Source organism: Sorangium sp. So ce327 (genome assembly GCF_051530205.1).
GTDB classification, from domain to species: domain Bacteria; phylum Myxococcota_A; class Polyangia; order Polyangiales; family Polyangiaceae; genus Sorangium; species Sorangium cellulosum_B.
Map to the genome: position 1 here is coordinate 11927462 of NZ_CP150330.1, position 20835 is coordinate 11948296.

12 protein-coding genes and 3 pseudogenes are annotated in these 20835 nt (G+C 68.7%); 9 read left to right on the forward strand and 6 right to left on the reverse strand.

The genetic code is table 11. From position 1 onward, the window contains the following. The first annotated feature begins 107 nt into the window (after positions 1 to 107). From WME95_RS44815 to WME95_RS44835, 5 genes and pseudogenes are all read left to right on the forward strand, one after another. The gene (locus tag WME95_RS44815) at positions 108 to 689 is read left to right on the forward strand and encodes a hypothetical protein (protein ID WP_437905324.1); all 582 of its coding nucleotides are present in this window, start codon (positions 108 to 110) and stop codon (positions 687 to 689) included. Positions 690 to 862: 173 nt separating this feature from the next. After that, positions 863 to 2302 (forward strand): annotated as a pseudogene (locus WME95_RS44820) (IS481 family transposase). A gap of 2 nt (positions 2303 to 2304) precedes the next feature. Beyond that, positions 2305 to 3141, forward strand: coding sequence for an ExeA family protein (locus WME95_RS44825; protein WP_437542216.1), 837 nt, complete (start codon positions 2305 to 2307; stop codon positions 3139 to 3141). Positions 3142 to 3155: 14 nt separating this feature from the next. Then, positions 3156 to 3437 (forward strand): hypothetical protein, encoded by a 282-nt coding sequence (locus WME95_RS44830; protein ID WP_437905325.1) that lies wholly within the window; start codon positions 3156 to 3158, stop codon positions 3435 to 3437. Positions 3438 to 3510: 73 nt separating this feature from the next. Next, complete coding sequence (locus tag WME95_RS44835; RefSeq protein ID WP_437905326.1) at positions 3511 to 3804, forward strand: hypothetical protein; 294 nt, start codon at positions 3511 to 3513, stop codon at positions 3802 to 3804. A gap of 93 nt (positions 3805 to 3897) precedes the next feature. Here WME95_RS44835 and WME95_RS44840 read toward each other — a convergent pair whose 3' ends face one another. Then, on the reverse strand, positions 3898 to 4377 hold the full coding sequence (locus WME95_RS44840) for a glycine-rich domain-containing protein (protein ID WP_437905327.1): 480 nt from the start codon (positions 4375 to 4377) through the stop codon (positions 3898 to 3900). A 119-nt stretch (positions 4378 to 4496) separates the two neighbouring features. Between WME95_RS44840 and WME95_RS44845 the strand changes: the two genes are divergently transcribed. Beyond that, positions 4497 to 7154 carry a hypothetical protein gene (locus tag WME95_RS44845; protein ID WP_437905329.1) on the forward strand — a complete coding sequence of 886 codons (2658 nt, stop codon included), beginning with the start codon at positions 4497 to 4499 and terminating at the stop codon, positions 7152 to 7154. A gap of 190 nt (positions 7155 to 7344) precedes the next feature. On the opposite strand, the pseudogene WME95_RS44850 reads toward WME95_RS44845, so the two are convergent. Continuing rightward, positions 7345 to 8104 (reverse strand): annotated as a pseudogene (locus WME95_RS44850) (ATP-binding protein). After that, positions 8101 to 9588: an IS21 family transposase gene (istA, locus tag WME95_RS44855; RefSeq protein ID WP_437905330.1), complete on the reverse strand. Its 1488-nt coding sequence runs from the start codon at positions 9586 to 9588 to the stop codon at positions 8101 to 8103. The pseudogene WME95_RS44850 and the gene istA overlap by 4 nt, the downstream one beginning before the upstream one ends. A 933-nt stretch (positions 9589 to 10521) precedes the next feature. On the opposite strand from istA, the gene WME95_RS44860 reads away from it, so the two are divergent. Next, a complete protein-coding gene (locus WME95_RS44860) occupies positions 10522 to 12684 on the forward strand; it encodes a DUF262 domain-containing protein (protein ID WP_437905331.1) in 2163 nt (720 codons plus the stop codon). A 162-nt stretch (positions 12685 to 12846) separates the two neighbouring features. Here the strand turns inward: WME95_RS44860 and WME95_RS44865 are convergent, their stop codons facing one another. The 3 genes and pseudogenes from WME95_RS44865 to WME95_RS44875 all read right to left on the reverse strand — a co-directional run bounded on the left by WME95_RS44865 (position 12847) and on the right by WME95_RS44875 (position 15486). Continuing rightward, entirely contained in the window at positions 12847 to 13809 is a 963-nt protein-coding gene (locus WME95_RS44865; protein ID WP_437905333.1) for a hypothetical protein, read from the reverse strand. Positions 13810 to 14246: 437 nt separating this feature from the next. After that, a pseudogene (locus WME95_RS44870) lies at positions 14247 to 14654 on the reverse strand (PAAR domain-containing protein); the annotation flags it as partial. A 34-nt stretch (positions 14655 to 14688) separates the two neighbouring features. After that, a complete protein-coding gene (locus WME95_RS44875; protein ID WP_437905335.1) occupies positions 14689 to 15486 on the reverse strand; it encodes a hypothetical protein in 798 nt (265 codons plus the stop codon). A gap of 500 nt (positions 15487 to 15986) precedes the next feature. On the opposite strand from WME95_RS44875, the gene WME95_RS44880 reads away from it, so the two are divergent. Together WME95_RS44880 and WME95_RS44885 are read left to right on the forward strand one after the other, a co-directional pair. Continuing rightward, positions 15987 to 16328: a hypothetical protein gene (locus WME95_RS44880; protein ID WP_437905336.1), complete on the forward strand. Its 342-nt coding sequence runs from the start codon at positions 15987 to 15989 to the stop codon at positions 16326 to 16328. Between the two features lie 2 nt (positions 16329 to 16330). Continuing rightward, a complete protein-coding gene (locus WME95_RS44885) occupies positions 16331 to 20683 on the forward strand; it encodes a DEAD/DEAH box helicase family protein (RefSeq protein ID WP_437905337.1) in 4353 nt (1450 codons plus the stop codon). Positions 20684 to 20835: the final 152 nt, after the last annotated feature.

The following is a 20835-nucleotide window of genomic DNA, read 5'->3' on the forward strand; positions in this document are numbered from 1 at the left end:
CCATCCTGAGCGCGTTCTTTGAGGGGCGACAAACGAAGCCCCCTCAGAAAACTTGTCGAAGTCCTCCGAGGGGGCTCGCCTCCGAGTTGCCAGAAACGGAGGAGCCCATGTTCGACCATTTCACGCTCAAGGGCGAGTTCTTCGCGACGTTGGAGGCCCTGGACCGGGCGATCGCGCGGCGGGTGGCGGCGAGCCGGTGCTCGGCGTATGGGGGCCCGCTGCACGCAGGCAACTACCCCCGCAAGCCGCGGGGCGCGCTCATCGCGCCGGAGGGCGAAGCGTTCGTCGTCCGCTTCAGCTTCTGCTGCGGCCGCGAGGGGTGCCGGCGGCGCGCGACGCCTCCGTCGCTGCGATTCCTCGGCCGGCGCGTGTACCTCGCCGTCGTCGTGATCGTGGCGAGCCTTGCCGCGCAGGCGATCGACGCCGCCAGCGCGCAGCCGACCGGCGTCCCGCGGAGGACGACGCGCCGATGGCTCACCTGGTGGCGTGGCCCCTTCCTCGCGACGGAGGTCCTTCTCGCGATCCGCGCCCGGCTCGTCGGCGTCGATGTCGGCAGGATCCCAAGGTCAATCATCGAGCGGCTCCCCGGTACGGCTGACGAGCAGATGCGCACGATGCTCCACCTGCTCGCGCCACTCACGACGGGCTCGGTCCTCGATGGATCATGTTTTTTGAGGGACATCGCATGACCACGGCGCCACGCAGAAGATGTCATTCGGCGTGGATTCCGCGGTGAGATAGGGTTTCTCCGCCCGGTAGGTCCGTTCGCCGACCGCGCAGGAGACCTCATGAGCCACGAGCACCGGACGCGCGCGCGCCCGCCAAGGGCCCGTCTGCGTCTTTCGATCCGGAGGAGGAATCGATGAGCCACGACGACCAGGCGCCCATGCGCCTGCGCTGGGCGCGGATGCGCTTCTCCATCATCAGCCACCTGCTCGCCTCTCCGCCGGAGCCCGGCGAGCTCGCGAGTCGGATCGCCGAGCTCGCCGCGAAGTCCTGGCGACACCCGACCAAGGGCTCGGTGATCCGGCTCTCGCCCAAGACGATCGAGCGCATGTACTACGCGGCGCGCAGCGCGGATGACCCGATCAGCGTGCTCGCGCGCAAGGTCCCGAAGCACGCCGGCTCGCAGCCGAGAATCACGACAGCGGTCGCGTCCGCGATCGAGAGTCAGTATCGCGATCACCCGCGCTGGACCTGGCAGCTCCACCACGACAACCTCGTCGCGCTCGCAAAGACAACCCCCGCGCTCGACCCGGTGCCGAGCTACACGACAGTGCGCCGCTTCATGAAGGCCCACGGCATGTATCGCATCCAGAGAAGGCGCCAAGGCAGGGCGGTCGAATCGGAGATCGTGCCGCGCTAGACGCGCTCGTACGAGCTGGCCTATGTCAACGCGCTCTGGCACTACGACTTCCACGAGGGTAAGCGAAAGGTCGTGACGGCCAGCGGGGAGCTGAAGACACCCTATCTCTTCGGCCTGCTCGACGACTGCTCGCGCGTGTGCTGCCACGCGCAGTGGTACGTCGACTGCGAGAACACCGAGAACCTCGTGCACGGCTTCAGCCAGGGGATCCAGAAGCGGGGGCTGCCGCGCGGCGCCTACAGCGATCGTGGAGGTGCCGTGAAGGCCGCCGAGATGCGGGAGGGGCTCGAGCGGCTCGGCATCGCGCAATATCTCACGCTGCCGAACAGCCCTCATCAGAACGGCAAGCAAGAGCACTTCTGGACGCTCGTCGAAGGGCGGCTCATGCCGATGCTCGAAGGCGAACCGAACCTCACGCTCGACTTGCTCAACACCGCGACCCAGGCGTGGGTCGAGCAGGAGTATCACCGCACCGTCCACAGCGAGCTCAAAAAGACTCCGCTCGATCGCTACCTCGAAGGCCCCGACGTGAGCCGCCCGAGCCCCGACTCCGAGGCGCTGCGCCGGGCTTTCCGCATGGAGATCTCGCGCCACCAGCGCCGGAGCGACGGGACGGTCACGATCGAGGGCGTGCGCTTCGAGGTCCCCTCGGCGTACCGCGTGCTCGAACGTCCCCGGATTCGTGTCGCGCGCTGGGATCTCTCCAGCGCAGAGCTCGTCGACCCGCGCTCGGGCGAGCACCTCGCCACGCTCTTTCCGCTCGACAAGGAGCGGAACGCGGACCGGGCGCGTCGCGCGCTCACCGAGATCACCGCGCCGCTGGCTCCGTCGAGGAAGCCTCCCGGTATCGCGCCGCTGCTGCGCCAGCTGATGGCCGAGTACGCGGCCACGGGCCTGCCGCCCGCCTACCTGCCCAAGAACACGGAGGACGATTGACCATGATGAGTCGACTCCTGTCTCTCTACAGTTTGAAGTACATTCCCTTTCGCGCCGACGTGCCCGCCGAGGCCCTCTACGTCTCGCCGCCCGTCGACGCCTTCCTTCGTCGCGTCGAGCTCGGTTTGGCCCACGGCGGCTTCGCCATGCTCACCGGCGATCCCGGCACGGGCAAGAGCATCGCCTTGCGCCTGCTCGCTGCGCGGCTCGGCGCCCTGACCGACGTGGTGGTCGGCACCATCGAGCATCCCCAGAGCAGGGCCGGTGACTTCTACCGCGAGCTCGGTGATCTCTTCGGGGTCCCGCTCTCGACCAGCAACCGCTGGGCAGGTTTCAAGGCGCTTCGCACGCGCTGGGCCGAGCACTTCGCCACGACGCTTCGGCGACCCGTGCTGATCCTCGACGAGGCGCAGGAGACGAGCACGCCCGTGCTCAACGAGCTGCGCATCCTCTCCAGCAAGGACTTCGATTCGAGGCAGCTGCTCTGCGTTGTTTTCGCCGGTGACTCCCGTCTCCCCGAGCGTCTCCGCACCGCCGAGCTCTTGCCGCTCGGCTCGCGCATCCGCCGCCGGCTCGTCCTCGACTACGCCTCTCGCGACGAGCTGCTCGCGTGTCTCGACCATGTGCTCGCCGCCGCCGGCAACCCCTCCTTGATGACCGCGGAGCTCAAGGCCACGCTCGCCGACCACTCCGCCGGGAACTACCGCGTGCTCATGAACCTCGCCGACGAGCTGCTCGCCGCCGCCGCCGAGCGCGAGCTGCCGCGGCTCGACGAGAAGCTCTTCCTCGAGATCTTCGGCGCGGCCCCGAGGCCCAAGTCCGCTAACCGCAAACGGTGAACCTGGAGGCGCCCATGCCACGCACCGCCAACGTCACGCTGCCGATCCCCGAGCCCCTCGCGCTGCTCGACGCCACGCTGCTCTTCCTCATCCAGGTCCTGCTCGCGCAGCACCCCGATCTGCTCGCGCCCCCCGAGGAGCCCGCGCCCCGCACTCCGGGTCTTCGTGCGGCCCGCCGCATCTTCGAGGCCGTCCGCGAGCTCCACGCCGCGCTCGACGGCTACCGCGCCTTTCTCCCTGCCGAGCACCCGCGGGCACTCGGCGACGAGCGGCTCGGCGACGACATCCCGTTTTGAGGCGACCCCGCCCGCGCTCGGCTCATAACGCCGCGCGTCCCTCGATCTTCGCGCTCAAAGGCCCTCAAACTTCGTGCTCGTGTCCGTCCTGGCGTCGCGGCCCGGCTATGCCCAAGGCCGTGATGGCCATGACGCCGCGCGTCCCTCAATCTTCGTGCTCGGCACCCCCTCAAACTTCGCGAGCACGCTCATCCCGTTCCTCCTCCAGGATCGCCTGACCGCGCGAGGGGGTCTCTTTGAACCGGCGCCGCTGTGGCAGGAGCAGGTCGTCGTCGCAGATCGGCTCGTCACGGGGCAGAACCCTGTGTCGGCGGCCGGCATTGCCGAACCGATGGTCGCGATCCTCGACGCACGCGCAAACCACTGACGCCGAAGGGGAAGCGTCGCAGCGCTCCCCGCTGTCCGACGCCGCGCCTCTCACAAGCGGGGCGCACCTCCTCGGAATGAAGCGGAGCCTGCTCTACGCCCGGCAGTCGGAGGCCGGTCGCGGCTCCGCGGGCGCGATGGTCTTGCATTTTCGCTGGCACCTGCTCACGCAATTGCGCTTGCAGGCGACGCTCCGGCCTCCGTAGACCTCTCCGAACTCGGACTGCCAGAGGGCTGCCGTCCGTTCGAACGTGCTGCGGAGCATGGGCTCCTGGTCGGGATCACTGCCGAAGCCCCCGTCGTGGTCGAGGAGTTCTCCGAACAGACGGGTGCAGTCGACGGCGTATGCTCTCGGGTGCTGCATGTGCAGATGCCACATGCGGTCGATGGCCCTGGTCGGAGCGAGCGGTTCATCGGGGTGACGCTGGGCGAGAAGCAGGAAGCGTTCGTAATCGCGCGCGTCTCGCGCCAGCTCGGCCAGGGGAAGGTGGCCGAGCTCCTCGGACCGAAGCGCGGCCTTCACAAGATCGACGGTGATGATGGACGTAGTCGCAGGATTCCTCGAGTCGTGCATGACGACCTCCTTTCGAACCGGAATCTGAGCGCGGAGACCAAGGTCAGCAACCAGCACACCACCAGAAATTTGGTGGCGCCACCAGTGGGAGAGCCCGGGCGCGCGTGGTAAGCTGGCTCGTGACCTGGCAGGACGAGCTGAAGCGAAAGTACCGAAACCCTGAGCGCGCCGCGGCGCACTTCCTCCCCCTCTGGAAGAGAAGCGATCGCATCTTCGCCACGAGGGTGAGTGAGCCCATGGGGCTTGCGAACAAGATCCGCGATCTCATGTCCGGCAAGAACGAGGGCTGGTGGGCGAAGCGCACCTTGCTCCTGGAGCTCATCGCCGCAGATCTCGGGTACGAGCTGGCCGAGCTGCTCGGTGGTCCTCTGGCCCTGAAGCATGCGCTCGTCTTTCCCGAAGCGCCGAGCCTCAAGCCGCTCGGGGCGCAGGATGAGCCGTGCCGGCTCGGGCGCTCGGGCTGGTTGCTCCACCAGGCCGTCGCAGAGCTTGGGGGGCCGGACACTCAGCGATGGCTCCTCGCGCCGCCCGGGGCCGGCAAGACCCTCGTGCTTCGCTATCTGAAGCAGCGGCACGACCGGGAGTTTTCGGTCGTTGCCGCGCCGACCCTGGAGGCCGCGACGGAGTCGGTCTCGTCGCAGCTACCGTTGGTCGTCGAGATCGAGGTGCGGGACGACCGCTCGGATCCAGCAGCGCTTCAAGCCTTCGCGCGCCGATCGACCCCCACGGTGATCATGGCGCCCTTCGTGCCTGCATCTTCGGAAACATCCAACCGGTATTTCGGACCCGGTCAGCGCCGGCCGCCGCGCTCTTTCCTTCACGGTGCCCTTCCGGGCTGGCGAATCGTCGAAGCGGAGCTGCCCGCGGGCTGGCGCGAGCGGATGATCCACTGGGTTGACGGGCGCCTCGAGGAGTCCGCCGGCGACTCGAAGTTCGACGAGCAAGAGCTGCTTACGTGGCTCGCGGAGCGAGACCCGGACGAGGTGCTCATCAAGACCCCGGGGGACCTCCTCGCCCTCTGCGCAGAGGTGCACCTCCATGGGGTTGATGACGCTGACTTGCGCGAAATGGCCGAACGCTGGACGAGCCGCGTCCTCGCGCAGCCCGCTGCAGAGGCGTCCGACGCGCGGGTATGGTGCCGGCGCGTCGGCGCCGAGACGTTCCGGCGCCTCGCCAGGGCGCGCGTCATGGGCTCGGTTCCGCTCGACCGGGGCCTCACGCCACGCGCGTGGGAGGACGTCGTGCCGGCTGCGTCGACGCCGGGGTCGGCGGACGGCTGCGGAGCGGGTGTCGCCGTCGCGCACCTGCGTGAGCTCGGTCTTCTCCGCGGCGCTGAAGACGGGGCGCTGCAGCTTTACCCGCGCTGGGTGATGGCAGGCCACGCCATCGAAGGTGTGCGCGACGCGCTGGAAGCCGAATCCGTGGAGTCTTGGGGACGCCTTCCTGTCGACGCCTCTCGTCGCTGGATCGTGGATGCTTCCCTCGACGGCCTCTCTCTGGCCGGCTTCTGTACCGTGGTCAAAGAGGTCCTTCGCCATGCGGAAGAAAGGGACACGCTGGCCGTGGCAGGCGCGATCGAGACGGTCTTCAGCGCGGCAGCGAGGCGTCTCGCGGAATGCGCGGCTCGGCTGAAGCCTCGCGAGCGCGAGCGGTGGCAGCGGCTCGCCGAGCTTCAAGCTCGCTTCTTGTTGCTCGACCAGTCCTATGGAGAGCGGCCCCTGCCGATCACTCGATACCACATCGACGAGTGGATCGCCGACGCATGGACATTCAGCCTTCGACTCCCTTGTCCCCCTTCGTGGCCCGAGGACCGGCTGGTCAGAGAGTTTCCGGGCTGGGCGTCGTCGCTCCGCGTCGAGCAGCTGGATACAATGGATCTTCCATGGACTCACGATCGCGGAGAGTATGGCGGCCCGGAGGTCTCCCGGGCGGCGCGTCGGGTCGCCGAGATGGCATCGGAGATCCTGCGTCGGTGCGTTGACAAGGAGAGCCCCGAAAAGCTGTCGACGATCCTGGTCCCGGGGCTGATCGAGGTCGCGCCAGAGAAGAAATGGATGGTACGGCCCGAGCACGTGCGGGCGCTTCGAGGGAGCTGGGAACAGTCATTTCTCGTGGAGCGGCTCGGCGCGACGCCGCGGCGTGACGTGATGGTCGAGCGGCTCTGGAGCGGCGCCGTCGCGCTCGCCGGGGATGTGGCGTCGGCGATCGAGGAGATGACTCCGGGGCACGCGGAGCTCCTCGGGTTCCTGCTGGATCACGTCCCGGAGCCCCTGTTTGACGAGACCCTGGCGCAGCGCGGCTTCAAGACATCCGCCAAGGCATTCGCGCGGCTGCCCCCACGGCTACGAAGGACGGCGCTGCTCCGCTGGGCACGGCCATCGACCGGACGCCCGCCGTCCTTCGCAGACGCAAGAGAGATGACGGCGGCGTTCACGCACGATGATCTCGACGTGCTCCTCGAGCTCACCACCGACACGGAAGCAAACCTGGCGGCTGAGCTGGCAATTGTTGTGTGGCGGCTCTCTCCTCAGAGAGCCCGCGAAGAGACGGCGCTTGCGGTTCAACATCACCGTCCATCGGCGAAGAGCTGGTTCTGGGCAGCGCCGAGGAGCGAGACCCCGCGTCTGGCCGTGCTCGCCGGTGAGCTCGACGAGAACGCGGCATGGCTCCTGCGTTGGGCCCGAGCGCGGCTCGCCGACGGCGGCGATGAAGCAGACTCCTTGTACCGGATCGTGCGCGCGTTAGTGAGGGCCGGTCACGGGGGCGTCCGGGGTTGAAGCTGCTCCACATCAGCCGTCGTGCCCCTTGTGAAGCGCGCCGCCTTGTGCGCTCGCTCCTTCAGCAGCCACCAGTGTTGATGATCGCGGCAATCCGCGGAGATTCGGTGAAGTTCACCGGTGAAATCCGCGCCCGGTGCCGGTGAAACCCGCATCCGACGCCGGTGAAGTTCACCGGTGAAGAGGCCGCTCAGTGCTTCTTGGTGCGGCGCTGCTTGGTGCGGATGGCGCTCAGCTCCTTGGCTTCCTTGAGCCGGTAGCTCTCGGCCTCGATCTCGATCACCTCGGCGCGATGGATGAGCCGGTCGACGAGCGTGACGACGCACGCGGCGTGCGGGAAGACCTGGCCCCAGTCGGAGAAGGCCTTATTCGTGCTGAGCAGGATCGGCTTCTGCGCGTCGTAGCGACGGGTGACGACCTCGAACAGCAGGTCGGCGTAGCGGCCATCGTAGGAGAAATAGCCGACTTCATCGATGCAAAGAAGGGTGGGAACCGTGTAGCGGCGCAGCCTTCGCGCGAGCGCGGCCGAGGACTCCTGCGCGGCGAGGTCGGCGAGCATGTCGCTCGCGGTCGAGAAGCGGACCGTGTGGCCGCGGACGACGGCCTGGTGGGCGACGTTCTTCAGGATCATGGTCTTGCCGACGCCGTTGGGGCCGACGAGCACGGCGTTGTGGCCGGTGGCGAGGAAGCCGGGAGCGAAGAGGTCGTCGACGGCCTCGCGGTCGATTTTCTTGGGCCAGGACCAGTCGAAGTCCGCCATGGGCTTGAAGGCGGCTACGCGGGAGTTCTTGAGGCGGCGATCGAGGCTGCGCTTTTGGCGCTCGCGCTCCTCGATGGCGAGCACCTCGAAGCCAGCGCTTGTCGGCGAGCTGCTCCCAGCAGGCGAGCAGGCCAAACAGACCGAGGCCCTTCAGGCGGGCCTTGGTCTCGGTGGGCGTCAGGTCGGTCATGGCGTTGAGTCCTTCTTCAGCGCGTCGTAGGTGGCGAGCGAATGCGGCGTGACGACGAGGGCGGCGTGCTGGTCGCGCGTAACGGGGATCGAGACCGGAGGCGGCAGTTGGCGCTCGGAGCGGCGGCGGTCGATTACCTGGCGGACGGCACCGACGTGGATGGTCTCGCGCTCGAGCACCTCGACGAGGGCCTCTTCGAGCTCGGCGGCGCCGACGGCGTCGAGCAGGTGCAGAAGCCGGGCGATGGCGCTGCCGACGTTGTCGCCGCGCTCGGCGACGAGGCGCAGGAAAGCCTGGCTGCTGCGGGCGGCGCGAGCGAGCCGATCGAGGCCGCGATGCTCGCGGGCGCGACGCTTCTCGTCGACAAGGCGCTGGATGTGCTCGGGCTGCTCGATCTGCTGGCCGCGGTCCCACGAGCGGACATGGGTCGCGACGATCTCGTTGCCATCGGCAATGCGCACCTGCTGGAGGTCGGCGAGGACGACGAGCGTACGGCTCGTCCGGTCGTGGGGAACAGAGTAGTCGTTGAGGTCGAAACGCGCGTAGGGGGTCTTTCCGACCTCGACCTCGACGCGCTCGTGGGCTGGAAACGGCGTGTCGGGGTGCGCGAGCAGCACGCGGCGCTCGTCATCGAAGGCCTGGCGCACGGTGCGGGCGCGGTCCTCGACCCAGGAGCGATCGAGCGCTGCGGAGCTGGTCCACTCGGTCGCTTGTCGGTTGAGGTCGTCGAGGTCGGCGTAGGTCCGGGCCTCGAAGAACGCCTCGCGGACATAGCGGATGGCGCGCTCGACGCGGCCCTTCTCGTTGCCGCGGGCGACGGCGACGGGGCGCGGCTCGAAGCGGTAATGCGCCGACAGAGCCAGGAGCATGGGGTGGAACCGGATCGCGTCGCCGTGACGCTCCACGACAGCGCTCTTGAGGTTGTCGTAGAGCAGCACGCGCGGGACGCCGTCGATGTCGGCGAACGCCTTGACGTGCCCGCGCACGAAGCAGGGCATCGCCGCGCTCGGGAAGAAGCGCAGGAAGATCCGCCGCGAGTAGCTCAGCACCATGACGAAGGCCCAGAGCGGGCGCAGCGCCCGGCCGACAGCCAGCTTGCCGAAGTGCGCCCAGTCGACCTGCGCTTGCTCGCCGGGCAGCGTACGGAGCCGCTGGAAGGCCTCCGCCGGCTTCTTGGGGCGGAGACGACCGATCACCCGGCGCAGATGATCGGGACCGCCCGGATAGCCGCGCTCCTTGAGCATGCCGAAGAGGTGACTCGAGCGCAGCGAGGGATACTTGCCGAGCTGCTCGACGATGAAGGGCACGAACGGGTCGACCATCGACGGGCGCGGCGCGACGACCTTCGGGTCGACGCCCGCTTGCCCGAGCACGCGCTGCACGGTGGTGTGGTGCAGCCCGAGCTGGGCGGCGATGGTACCGACGGGCCACTTCTCGCCGTGGTAGAGGCGCAGAACCTCGGCCTCCTTCTCTTTCGCGATCACCGCCGCCTCCCGTCACCGCGGAGGGCTTCGTGGGACGCGGGGAGCGCGCCGGTGACGCGCTGGCCGAGCGCGCCGCTCGCGCAGGGCTCAGGGCGGAAGCCGCGCTCCGCAGAGCGAACAGCGGCCGACATCTCGGATTCGATCGTCATCGTCGTCCGTTCGGCCGGAGGAGAGATCCGGCGCGAGCTCGGACGTCGACACGGCCGCGGCTTGCGTCACCCCGTGATGCGTCACATTCTGCGCGGAAAACTTGTCCCGCTGCCGGTCGCGGTAGCGGGCCTGGCGAGCGGCCTGGAGGCTGCGAGCCGGAGGCTGGGTCCGGTAGGCGGCGCCGGCGCGGCGGAGCGACTCACGACGCCGGAGCGGGCGGCAGTCGAGGCAGAGGCGCTGGCCGCGATCGCAGCGACGGCAGAGGCGAAGTTGAACGCGTCAGCAGGCGCAGAGAGTAAGGCGGTAGGCGGACGGCAACGGCTCCATGCCGCCGTTTTCTGGGCCTGGAGCCCGGCGTGTGATGGAGGAGGGGGACTCGGGTAAGGCGGAGCTCCAGAAGACCCGAGGGTGCAGCCCTCGGGCCTTCGACTTTTCGGCGGGCGCAACGTCTACGCCGTGGAGGCGAACGCGGCCCACATCGGCGTGGGTGTCGGTGGTGAACGGTGAACGCCGGCGATCACGTAGCCGCGGTCTTCACCCATCGGACGCGGGATGCGATGATCACCGACAGGTGACCACTGTGAGATCGCGCCTGCCGCCCGAGATCGCCAGGAAGTCGCCGCGAATCTTGACCACGAGGGGCACTGCGCGTTGAAATAGGCGGCCACAAGGGTCATCGGGGCTGGCTCCGACGCCGGTTCATCTACCTCCGGATTGGCCCAGGTCGTCGCGCGCGACGAAGCGGCGGCCACGCAGGGCGTATCTTCTTGGCGAGGGCAGACCATGCAGATCTACGACCACGACTCGAAGCCCCTCCTCGATCTTCTGCGCTCGGCGTGCGCCGACGACGGCGCGACGCTGCTCGTCCCGGATCTGCAGCGCCCGTACGTGTGGACCCCCGACAAGGTCACGCTGCTTGTCGACTCGCTTCTTCGCGGGTGGCCGTTCGGCACCCTCCTCCTGTGGGATGTGAAGAAAGAGGATATGGCAAGCATCCCCTCGCGACCGTTCTGGCGCGTCGTCGACCGCACCGGCGCCGACTTCGACGACGAACAGGTAGGCAAGAGCAACCCGCCGGCCGAGTTTCGGATGGTGCTCGATGGGCAGCAGCGGCTACAGAGCCTCATTCTCGCGTTCGTCGGCGACAACAACGGGTTCCGCCTCCTCGACGAACAGTGGTCGACCGTGCTCGAGGCCGAGCGGCCGCGCGGCAAGTACGCGCGCAAGCACTGGTCGCTCGCGCACCTGTGCCTCGACGTCTGGCATTTCAAGACGGCCATTGCGAAAGTCGGCGAACTCGCGCACCTCGAGTTCCGCGACGTCCTCCAGTGGGCGGTGCTCAATCCGAACAACGGGCGCTCCGCCTACAAGCGACCGGTCAACTACAAGTACCCCGTCCCCAGTGCTCTCGACATCGAGAACAAGGGCCGCTTCATTCGGCTGAGCAGGTTGTGGAAGATTGCGTCCGAAAGGGCAAACGCGGCGGTTCCGAGGCACTTTCACGAACACGTGGGCGCGCTCCTGAATGCGCACGACGTGCCTCGTGAAGTTGCCGATGTGGTGCTTGATCCCTTATCCGAGCTAGCGCTGACGCTCCGGCGCATTCAGGAAGAGAAGGTCTCCTACCTGTGGCTGAAACCGTTCAACGAACGGGACTTCAGCCACGACGTATACAACGATGCGATCGTGAACATCTTTACGCGCCTGAACACCGCCGGCCGCGCCCTGAGCCGGCAGGAGATCACGTTCGCATGGATCAAGACGGGTTGGGACCCAGCGAAGACCGACCAGCGCACCGCAGGGAAGTGCTTCGACGAGCTGCGCGAGCAGCTCAAGGCCGAACGCATCGACCTCGGTGCCGACGATGTCGTCGCCGTCGTATCGGCAATGTGGTCGGTGCTCGACAGGAAGGGCGAGCTGCTGACGGCGAATGATCTTCTTCGAGGCGAAAAGGTGCGGCCGATGGCGCAGCAACTGGTCGCGCGCTGGTCGGTGATCTCCTCGAACCTCGTCGAGGCGGCGCAGATCCTCGACGACCGCGGGCTCGAGTTCGGGACGCACTACTTGTCTCTGAACGTCTTCACGCTGCTTTCCGCGTGGAGGCTACTTGGACGTCAGTGGGTCGCCGACCACCCTCTCTCGGTCACGGTCGGCGACAGCTTCGAGAAGTCGCTCGCCGGCCTGTTCACGAGGAACTGTGACCGATGGTTGATCCTCTCGCAGTGGTCCGGTCGGTGGGGAAAGTCGACCGACAAGGTCTTCGCCGAATACGTCGCCGAACTCGCAAGCGACTGGGAGAAGGTCCGCGCCGCGAAGGCGCCGGAACAAGTACTGGAGATCCTCCGCGAGCGCATGGACGCATGGCTGGGGGCGCTGCGAGCTGGCGCCGAGAAGTACATTGACGACCTGCGGGTGCTCTCCCGCAACGACGTTCACCAGTACTACATGCCGCTGTGGCTCTGGCATCGGCTCGATGCCGATCGGTGGGATTCGTCGAAATTGCCTCTTCGCGAATCGAAGCGCGGGAGCCTCAACCTCGACGTGGACCACATCGTGGCCGTGAAGCTGTGGGAGGCGATCGCTCCCCCGGCGGCGACAATCACCGCGCCCGCAGGCGACGAGGCCGACGAGGCGCAGGACGCGATCGACGTCGTCGCGACAGTGAACGCGTTCGGTAACTGCTGCCTCCTCGAGAAGTCCTTCAACATTGCCAAGGGGGCCGAGCCGCTTCGCTCGTTTCTCGAACGAATCCATGAGTTTAAGCATACACCTGCGAAAATCGATGCCTGGGGGGCGAAGGTCGACATCAACGAGGTGCTCCTTGACCCGCGCCAGCGCCTGGCGGCCGACGTCGCCAAGGCGATCGAGGACCGTACCGCACGCATGAAGACCGCGCTGAAGGAGTTCGCGGCGGGGGCGCGCGACCGCGTTGACATCGGAGGGTGAGCCCGCCGTTGCACCCCTCAGGTCTGCCCGCGCAGCCCACGGGCATGTTGTGCAGTCTCCGGCTTCTTCTAGCTCCGGCACCTCGTCGCCCACGCGCGGGTTCCAGATCGCGCCGTGTCATTCGACACTCCAGCGCCCTGTGACCTGTGCCGCACGCCGACTCTATCCCGATCCGAACGACAGCTGCACCCGCGTGGGCTCGATCGCGAGGAGCCGCCCCGAGCGCGGCGCAGCGTAGGCCCGGTAGATCGACCCCTCGACGACGGCCGCGAAGAGCTCGCCCTGGTGTGACACGTCAAACGAGCGATGGCCCATCCGCAACGATCGCAGGATCCGGCCGTGACGCTGGACCACGAACTGCTTCGTGCACGGCCCCTCGACGGCGACGGCGCGCCCCTCGCGCGCGTCCTCCGCTTCGGCGGCTCGCGCGAAGCGCCGGTGGACGGTCGCGACGATCGCGAGCGCGAACGCACCCCCAGCGACGGCGAGCAGCGCCGGCCACCGCGCGGCGCGGCCAGCGGAGCTCGGGCCAGAGAGTCCATCCAGGAGCGCACCCCCGATCGCCAGGAGCAGGAAGAAGATGCCGGCGCACCCGAGCCTCGACGCGAACGCCGCGTCCGTGCCCCGCCGTGCCGCGAGCGCCGCGCTCTGCTCGGCGCTCATCCGGCCGCTGCGGTTCGCGGCCAGCGTCGCCTCCGTGAGGTTCTGCGCGCTGCGGAGGACCGCGTGGAGGTTCGTTTGGTACACCTCGGGCGAGGCCATTGGCTCGGCGCCGACGACGGTCCGCGCGTGGGGCGCGAGGTAGAGCCGGTAAGGGCCCGGTGGGAGTCCGAGCCAGGGTGCGAGCAGCGCGGGCGCCTGCCCCGGCGCCACAGCGAAATAGGCCGTCTGCACCGGCTCAAGCTGGCCAGGTTGGGGCGCATCTGCCGAACGTTTGTCGTGGATCGCATGAAAATCGAAGACCACCTCACCCTCGAACGCGACGACCTGCCCGTCCGCGAGATCGCGCCGCCAGCCGTCGTACTCAGGACGCGCGAGCCACGCGCCGAACTGCGCCTCGATTTCGCGGCGCTGCCTGGGCCCGAGCTGCCCCTTCCGGTTCCATGTGAGCTCCTCGGCATCCATCGCGCGCCCGTCTCTCAGCCCTCTCGCGCGCCCTCGTCGAACGCGTGGAGCAGGTCCTCGTCCCTCGATATGTCCGATTCAGCCACCGTCGCCGGCTCGGCGGGCGCCGCCGGTGCTGCGGGTGCTGCGCCGAGGGTGGCGGACAGACGCGCTCTGCGCGGCCCTCGAAGGTGGGCGCGACGCCCATGAGGGCGGCGCGTGGAAACCAGACCTGACCGGTCCAGTTGCTCTTCGTCGTGCCACGCGACGCGACGCCCGGCGAAGGGCTCGAACCGCTGGCGCCGTTCCACGTTCTCAGCCTCCTCGATCGCTGGGCGCTTGCGCCGGAGAACCGCGCTCTCCTTGTCGACGTGTATGTCACCCACGTTCGGCCGATCGGCATTCACCCGTTCGACGACGAGTTCCTTGCCGACGAGTAGCGCTGGATCACGTCCTGCCACCAGCACCCTCCCGGCGGCGATCGCGCTCCCGTTCGGCGCGTCGGCTAGGTCATCGCAGGTCATCGCTGGATCCCCGAGGCGCGCGGCCGGCTTGTTGTTGATGAGCACCGTCTTGCTGCCCGCCCGGACCCGAGCCTGATTCGACGGCGGCCGCTGAAACGTGCTCCCTGGAGGTACATGCGCGGGCGCATTCGCCGCAGTGCTGCCCTGGATCGCGGCCGCTTTGCCCTCGATCAGGACGTCGCGGCTCAGATCGCCGCTCAACGTTCCGCTGAACGCCAGCGGCGTCGGCGTGGGCACCGGCCCGCCCGGCGAGCGGATCATCACCACGTGCGTGTCGATGCCGGCGACCTTGTCCCCTTGCTTTGCCGCGGGCTTGCCCGCCTTCGGCTGATGCGCTGGCATCCTCGCTTCTCCTTATCTCGCGGCAACCACCGGCTCACGGACCGCAGCAGGGCGCGAGCGAGTTCCAGGTCTTCTCCTCATGATGGGCCACATGGGCCGTCACGCTGAGCGGTTTCTCCGGCTGCCCAGACGGAGCGATCGGCACGAAAGTCATGATCCATAACGCGTCGCCGATCACGGCACGGAGCCCTCGATCATCGACCAGGACACCGAAAAGGCTGTCCACCTCGGGAATCTTGATAAGCGGTAGCTCTTTTCTCGCCTGGACGAAGATGCCGTAGAAGTCGTCGTGCGCCCAGGAACATTCATGCTCTTCCGTAGGGTAGAGCCAGGTGGCTGTAACTTCGAGCACCGCGCTTCCGCCACCACCGGGTAGTTCACCGCCGCCCACCGCCTCCATATAGCGGCACTCCGGCTCCTCGCAACGCTTCTGGGGAATGATACCTTCGGGTGGAGCACGTGGGGTCAATGTCTCTTTCTTATGCAAGAGGCACCTCTCCGGCGATTCGGTCTGTTGAAACGCGACCGACCGTGCCGACCGACCCTGCTCAGGGCACAGCCCCTCGAGCACCCGCACGACTCTCGCGATCTGGGGTCCCCAGCTCTCGCGCTGGAGCAGATACTGCCCCGGCATCATCCGGCACGGCGGAACCCCGTCGCCCAGTATCCACACCGGATCGTTGCTAGAGGTGGCGCCTCGCGCCCGCGCGCTGGCTTCGTCCAGCGGTACCTCGGAGTCCTCCTGCACGGGCTCTCTGGGCGGACTCTCCACCACTTCGGGCAAGAGCCAGCGCTTATCATGGGTGCGTTGTTCTTCATTGAACGTGGCCACCCGGGCGCGTTGAATCGGTGGACATAGGCCGACCTGCTCCCTCGAAGCTGCGGACGGACGAGGAGCGGCGTGCGCGACACCGGCTTCGGGCTGGACTTGTCGCGCCGCTGGCCGGCAGGCAGAGGAGGTCACACCGACTGCAACGAACAGACCAAGGAGAACACGACGACTCATCTCGCGCCTCATGATACCCGATCGGAACGGCTGGGACACGGCGTCGACCTACATCGCGGCCGCCTGTTGTGCCTCGGTTTCGGCCTGCTTGGCTGCCGCCAGCGCCGCGTCCGCAGCATCCAGCGCCTTTTGCCTCTTGCTTGCTGGCATCTTCTCGCTGGAAGCTGCAAGCGTGAACGAGGCGGAAGCCCAGCTCCGGCATCGACGGCCGAGGATCCGGCTAAACGCCGCGCAGCGGCGATCTCTCGAGAGAATGCTGCATCGAATGCAGGCGCGAGCCGCTCGATGCGCGGCCGCGGTCGTGCCGAGGTCTGCAGGCTGCCCTCGTGGCGCTCAACGTGCAGGACCGTCAGGAGTCAGGCGCCCCCGGTGTCTGTGGCAGCAGCGTCGCCAAACCTACCCCCGGGCTCATCAGCTGGATATCAGGAGGCACGCGCAAGAAGGGAAGCGTACCCGATGGCCTCATCATTCAGAGGCCGTTCACGATATACATCGAGACGAAAAACTTCGACTGGTTCTACGATGCGCGGCTCGAGCAGCACCCCAAGGCGCTCCACGAGGACGGTAGCGGCGTCAAAGCTCTCGTCGCCCTCGGGAACTTCGAGGCGCTGACCGACAACTGCTTCTCGAACATCGTGGCCCTTCGACGTGAACAGTCGCCGGGGTAGCCATGATCGAGCTCCTCGGGAAGCCGCAGGGGGCGGCGACCAGAAGACACCTCGCCGCCGCTCCTGAAGTATCATCCCCCCGGCCGGTGACTTCCCCGTTCCTCGAGGCCCCCGAGTCCGCCTGGGTGGCGAGCAACGCGCTCGCCTTCGCGCTGCGCGACCGCTTCCCGGTCAGCCCCGGCCACACGCTCGTCGTCCCGCGCCGGCTCGTCTCGACCTGGTTCGACGCCACCGCCGAGGAGCGCGCCGCGATCTTCGAGCTGGTCGACACGGTCAAGCGGGACCTCGACGCCGAGCTCCATCCGGACGGCTACAACGTCGGGATCAACGCCGGCGAGGCCGCAGGGCAGACCGTGATGCACCTGCACGTCCACGTGATCCCGCGCTTCCGCGGCGACGTGGACGACCCGCGCGGCGGCGTGCGCCACGTCATCCCGGGCCGGGGGAACTACCTCGCCGGGCGAGCCCCGCCGCTCGCGACCGGCGGCGCCGAGGACCCCTTCTTGCGCCACCTCGCGCCGGTCTTCGCGCGCGCGACCGACGTGGCCATCCTCTCGGCCTTCGTCCAGGAGAGCGGCCTCGACGTCCTGGAGAGCCATGTGTTCGCAGCCCTCGCGCGCGGCGCCCGCGTCCGGCTCGTCACCGGCGATTACCTCCACATCACCCAGGCCACGGCGCTCACCGAGCTGCTCGACTGGGCCGGCGGCAATGCCGCGCTGGCGGGCGCTGAAGGCACCCGGGGCAGCTTCGAGGCGCGCGTGGTCGAGGTCGACGCGCTCCCCGGCAAGATCCGCTCGTTCCACCCCAAGTCGTGGCGCTTCGAGGGCCCGGGCTTCGGCGCCGCGTTCGTCGGATCGAGCAACATCTCCCGCGCCGCGCTCGGCCCCGGCATCGAGTGGAACCTCCGCGTCGACCGCCACCGCGATCCGGACGCCTACAGGGCCGCCGCCGACGCCTTCGAGCGCTGGTGGTCCCGCGCCCGGCCGCTCACGGCCGACTGGGTCGAGAGCTACGCTCGTCGCGCGCGGCAGGTCGCGGTGGGCCTGCCGCCGGGCGAGGAGGACGCCGAGCCCATCGATCCCCCGCCTCCCCCGCACCCCATCCAGCGCGAGGCGCTCGCCGCGCTGCAGCGGAGCCGCGCGGAGGAGGGGCGCCGCCGCGCGCTCGTGGTGCTCGCCACCGGTCTCGGCAAGACGTACCTCGCCGCGCTCGACGTCGAGGCCTGGGCCGAGCACCACGGCCGCCGTCCGCGCGTCCTCGTGCTCGCCCACCGCGAGGAGCTCCTGGTCCAGGCCGCGCGGACCTTCCGCCGCCTCCTGCGGGACCACACCGCGCGCTTCGGCTGGTGCGCCGGGAGCGCCGGTGAACTGGTCGGCGATGTGGTCTTCGCCTCGGTCCAGAAGCTGTCCCGTCCCGAGCACCTCGCGCGCCTCGCCCCGGGGAGCTTCGACTACGCCATCGTCGACGAGGTCCATCACGGCACCGCACCGAGCTACCGCGCCATCCTGGACCGGCTCGATCCGGGCTTCTTGCTCGGCCTGACCGCCACGCCCGAGCGCGCCGACGGCGCGGATGTCGTCGGGCTCTTCGACGATCACGTCGCCTACCGGGCGGACATCGGCGCCGGCATCGAGCGGAAGCTGCTCGTCCCATTTGCGTATTTGGGCCTCAGGGACGACACCGATTACCGCGCTGTCACCTTCCAGAACCGGAGGTTCGATCCAGGAGAGCTGGAGAAGGCCATCGACACGGATCGGCGCCTCGAGCAGATGTGGCGCGCGTGGCAGGAGCACCCGGGGGAGCGCACGCTGGTGTTCTGCTGCTCGATCCGGCACGCGCACCATGCCTGCGACTTCCTCGCCACACGAGGTGTTCGCATCGCCGTGGTCCATTCTGGTCCGGAGTCGGCGCCGCGCGAGGAGGCGCTGGCGGACCTCGTTGATGGCAGGCTCGACGCGCTGTGCGCTGTCGACCTCTTCAACGAGGGGATCGATCTGCCGAACGTCGATCGCGTGGTGATGCTCCGTCCCACGGAGTCTCCTGTCGTCTTCTTGCAGCAGCTCGGCCGCGGCCTGCGCGTCGCGGACGGGAAGGCGCGCCTCACCGTGCTCGACTTCGTGGGCAATCACCGCGTGTTCCTCGACCGCGTGCGGACGCTGGTCTCGCTCGGCTCCGAGCCGTCCGAGCTGCGCGATTTCCTCGGCGGAATCCGCGCCGCGCGCCTGCCGCCGGGCTGCACGGTGGACCTCGATCTCGAGGCCAAAGAGCTCTTGCTCAGCCTGCTTCCTGCGCGCGGGAAGAGCGAGGTGGAGCGCGCGTACCGGGATCTCCGCGACGCGCGCGGCGAGCGCCCGACGGCCGGCGAGCTGTTCCGGATGGGCTACCGGCCAGCCACGCTGCGGCCGGCCCACCAGGGCTGGTTCGATTTCGTGGCTTCCGAAGGCGATCTGAGCGCGTCGGAACACCGGGTCCTTCAGGTCGCCGGCGCGTGGCTCCGAGAGCTCGAGATCACCGCGATGAGCAAGTGTACCAAGATGGTCACGCTCGAAGCGCTGCTCGAGACGGGTGCGCTCTTCAACGGGATCTCGATCGTCGAGCTCGCGCGCAGGAGCCAATCCATTCTGGCTCGCTCTCCGGAGCTCTCGCGAGATCTCGACGGCGTGGCCGAGCTGGGCGGCAGCCGGAGGTTCGACGAGCCGCGCTTCGTCAGCTACTGGAAGGAGAACCCCATCGCCGCGTGGACGGGCGCGCGAGGCCGCCGCTGGTTCGGGCTCGACGGGGACCGCTTCGTCTCGAAGCTCTCCAGTCCTCCAGGCGACGAGGAGGCCTTTGCCGCGATGACGCGGGAGCTCGTCGACTACCGGCTCGCCATGTACCGCGCGCGCCGCCGCGAGGACGGCTCCGGCGCGTCGTTCTCGGCCAAGGTGCTGTGGAACAAGCGCGACCCCATCCTCAAGCTGCCCTCGCGGGCAGCCCGCCCTGACCGCCCTTCAGGGGACGTCGACGTCCGCCTTCGGGACGGTGAGGTGTGGCGCTTCCGCTTCATGAAGGAGTTCTGCAACGTTGCGCACCGCGTGGGCTCGCAGCGCAACGAGCTCCCGGATCTGTTGCGCCGCTGGTTTGGCCTCGCCGCTGGCCGCCCTGGAACGGCGTTCCACGTCCGCTTCGTCCGCTCGCCCGATGCGCTATGGGCGGAGCCGGAGAGCCCGGAAGGCGTCTCCACGGCGCCGCGCGGCGCGCTGGTCGCTTTCCCCGATCTGCGCGCGGCGGCGGGCGCCGCCGGCGTACCGACGGAGCTCTCTCCCGAGGCCGAGACGGTGCGGCTCCCGATCGTGGCCGCGCGCGGGGATGGGCTCTTTGCGGTGCGCGCTGCGGGCGACTCGATGGATGGCGGGAAGCGTCCGATCCGCGACGGGGATTGGCTGATCATGAGGTTCGCGCGCGGCGCCTCGTACGATGCGCTGGACGGCAAGGTGGCGCTGCTTCAGGTTCCCGATCGCGGTCTGGGGTTTGCCTACCAGATCAAGCGAATCGCGCGCGCTCAGTCGCGATGGTGGCTCCGTTCGGACAATCCGGACGGGCCGTCCTACGAGGCCACGGCCGAGACAGTGCCTGTCGCGCTCCTGGTCGAGGTGGTCCGCCCCGAGGACATCGGCCCGAGCGCCGGCGAGCGCTTCGAGGACGATGACGCCGCAGCCCGCGCGTTCGGGCTGGAGGAGCCGCCGCGGACTGGCCGTGTTGGCGGTCACCTCTTCTTCTGTCTGGAGGCGCCTGGAGCGCTGGTCGCGCCCGACCGCGTTCGATCGCCGGTGCCAGCCCCGGACCGCCGCCCTGGGGAGACGGCCTTCGTGATCGCGCGGTCGCCCGGCGAGCCCGGCTGGCGATACCTCGGCGTGGCCCGTTACCTCGATGAGGAGGGGCTCTGGGCCTGTCCGGAGATCGACCATGCCGCGTACCGCGCCCTGGGATCAGGCCGTGGGGTGTCCCGATCGCTGCCGGTGGGGAGCCGCGAGCGTGCGCGGGGGCTGGTGGAGGAGTTGCTCCGGCGGCCCGGCGCGGGCGCCTTCGTGGAGCGGGACGGCAGGCGGTGTAGGATCGTCGGCCGGGCCGACGGCGGCGGGCTGCGCATCGACGGTGGCCCTGACGGCTTTGCAGAGCGAACGGTGTCGCTGACCGATCTCGCGTGGGTGTTCGTCGCGAGCGACGACGTCAGGAAGAATGGCGGCCTGCTGGACGAGCAGCGGGTCAACCGGCTGCGCTATCTCGAGGGGACGCCGAGGGCGGCGACGCGGTGGATCGACACGGGATGGGCGCTCGTGCTTGCGGCAGCGGTTGACACGGCGGGCGAGGGGTGACGGTCTGGAGGGCGGCGCCGGGAAGATGACCCTTCTCGACGCGCTCCCGTGGATCCGCCGCGTGAGGCGGTTCTCGCGGTCCGCCCGTGGCTTGCGCGCCGGCCGTAGCAGTGAGTGCATGGGGCGCGCGTCCCTGTGCCTTGCCAAGAACC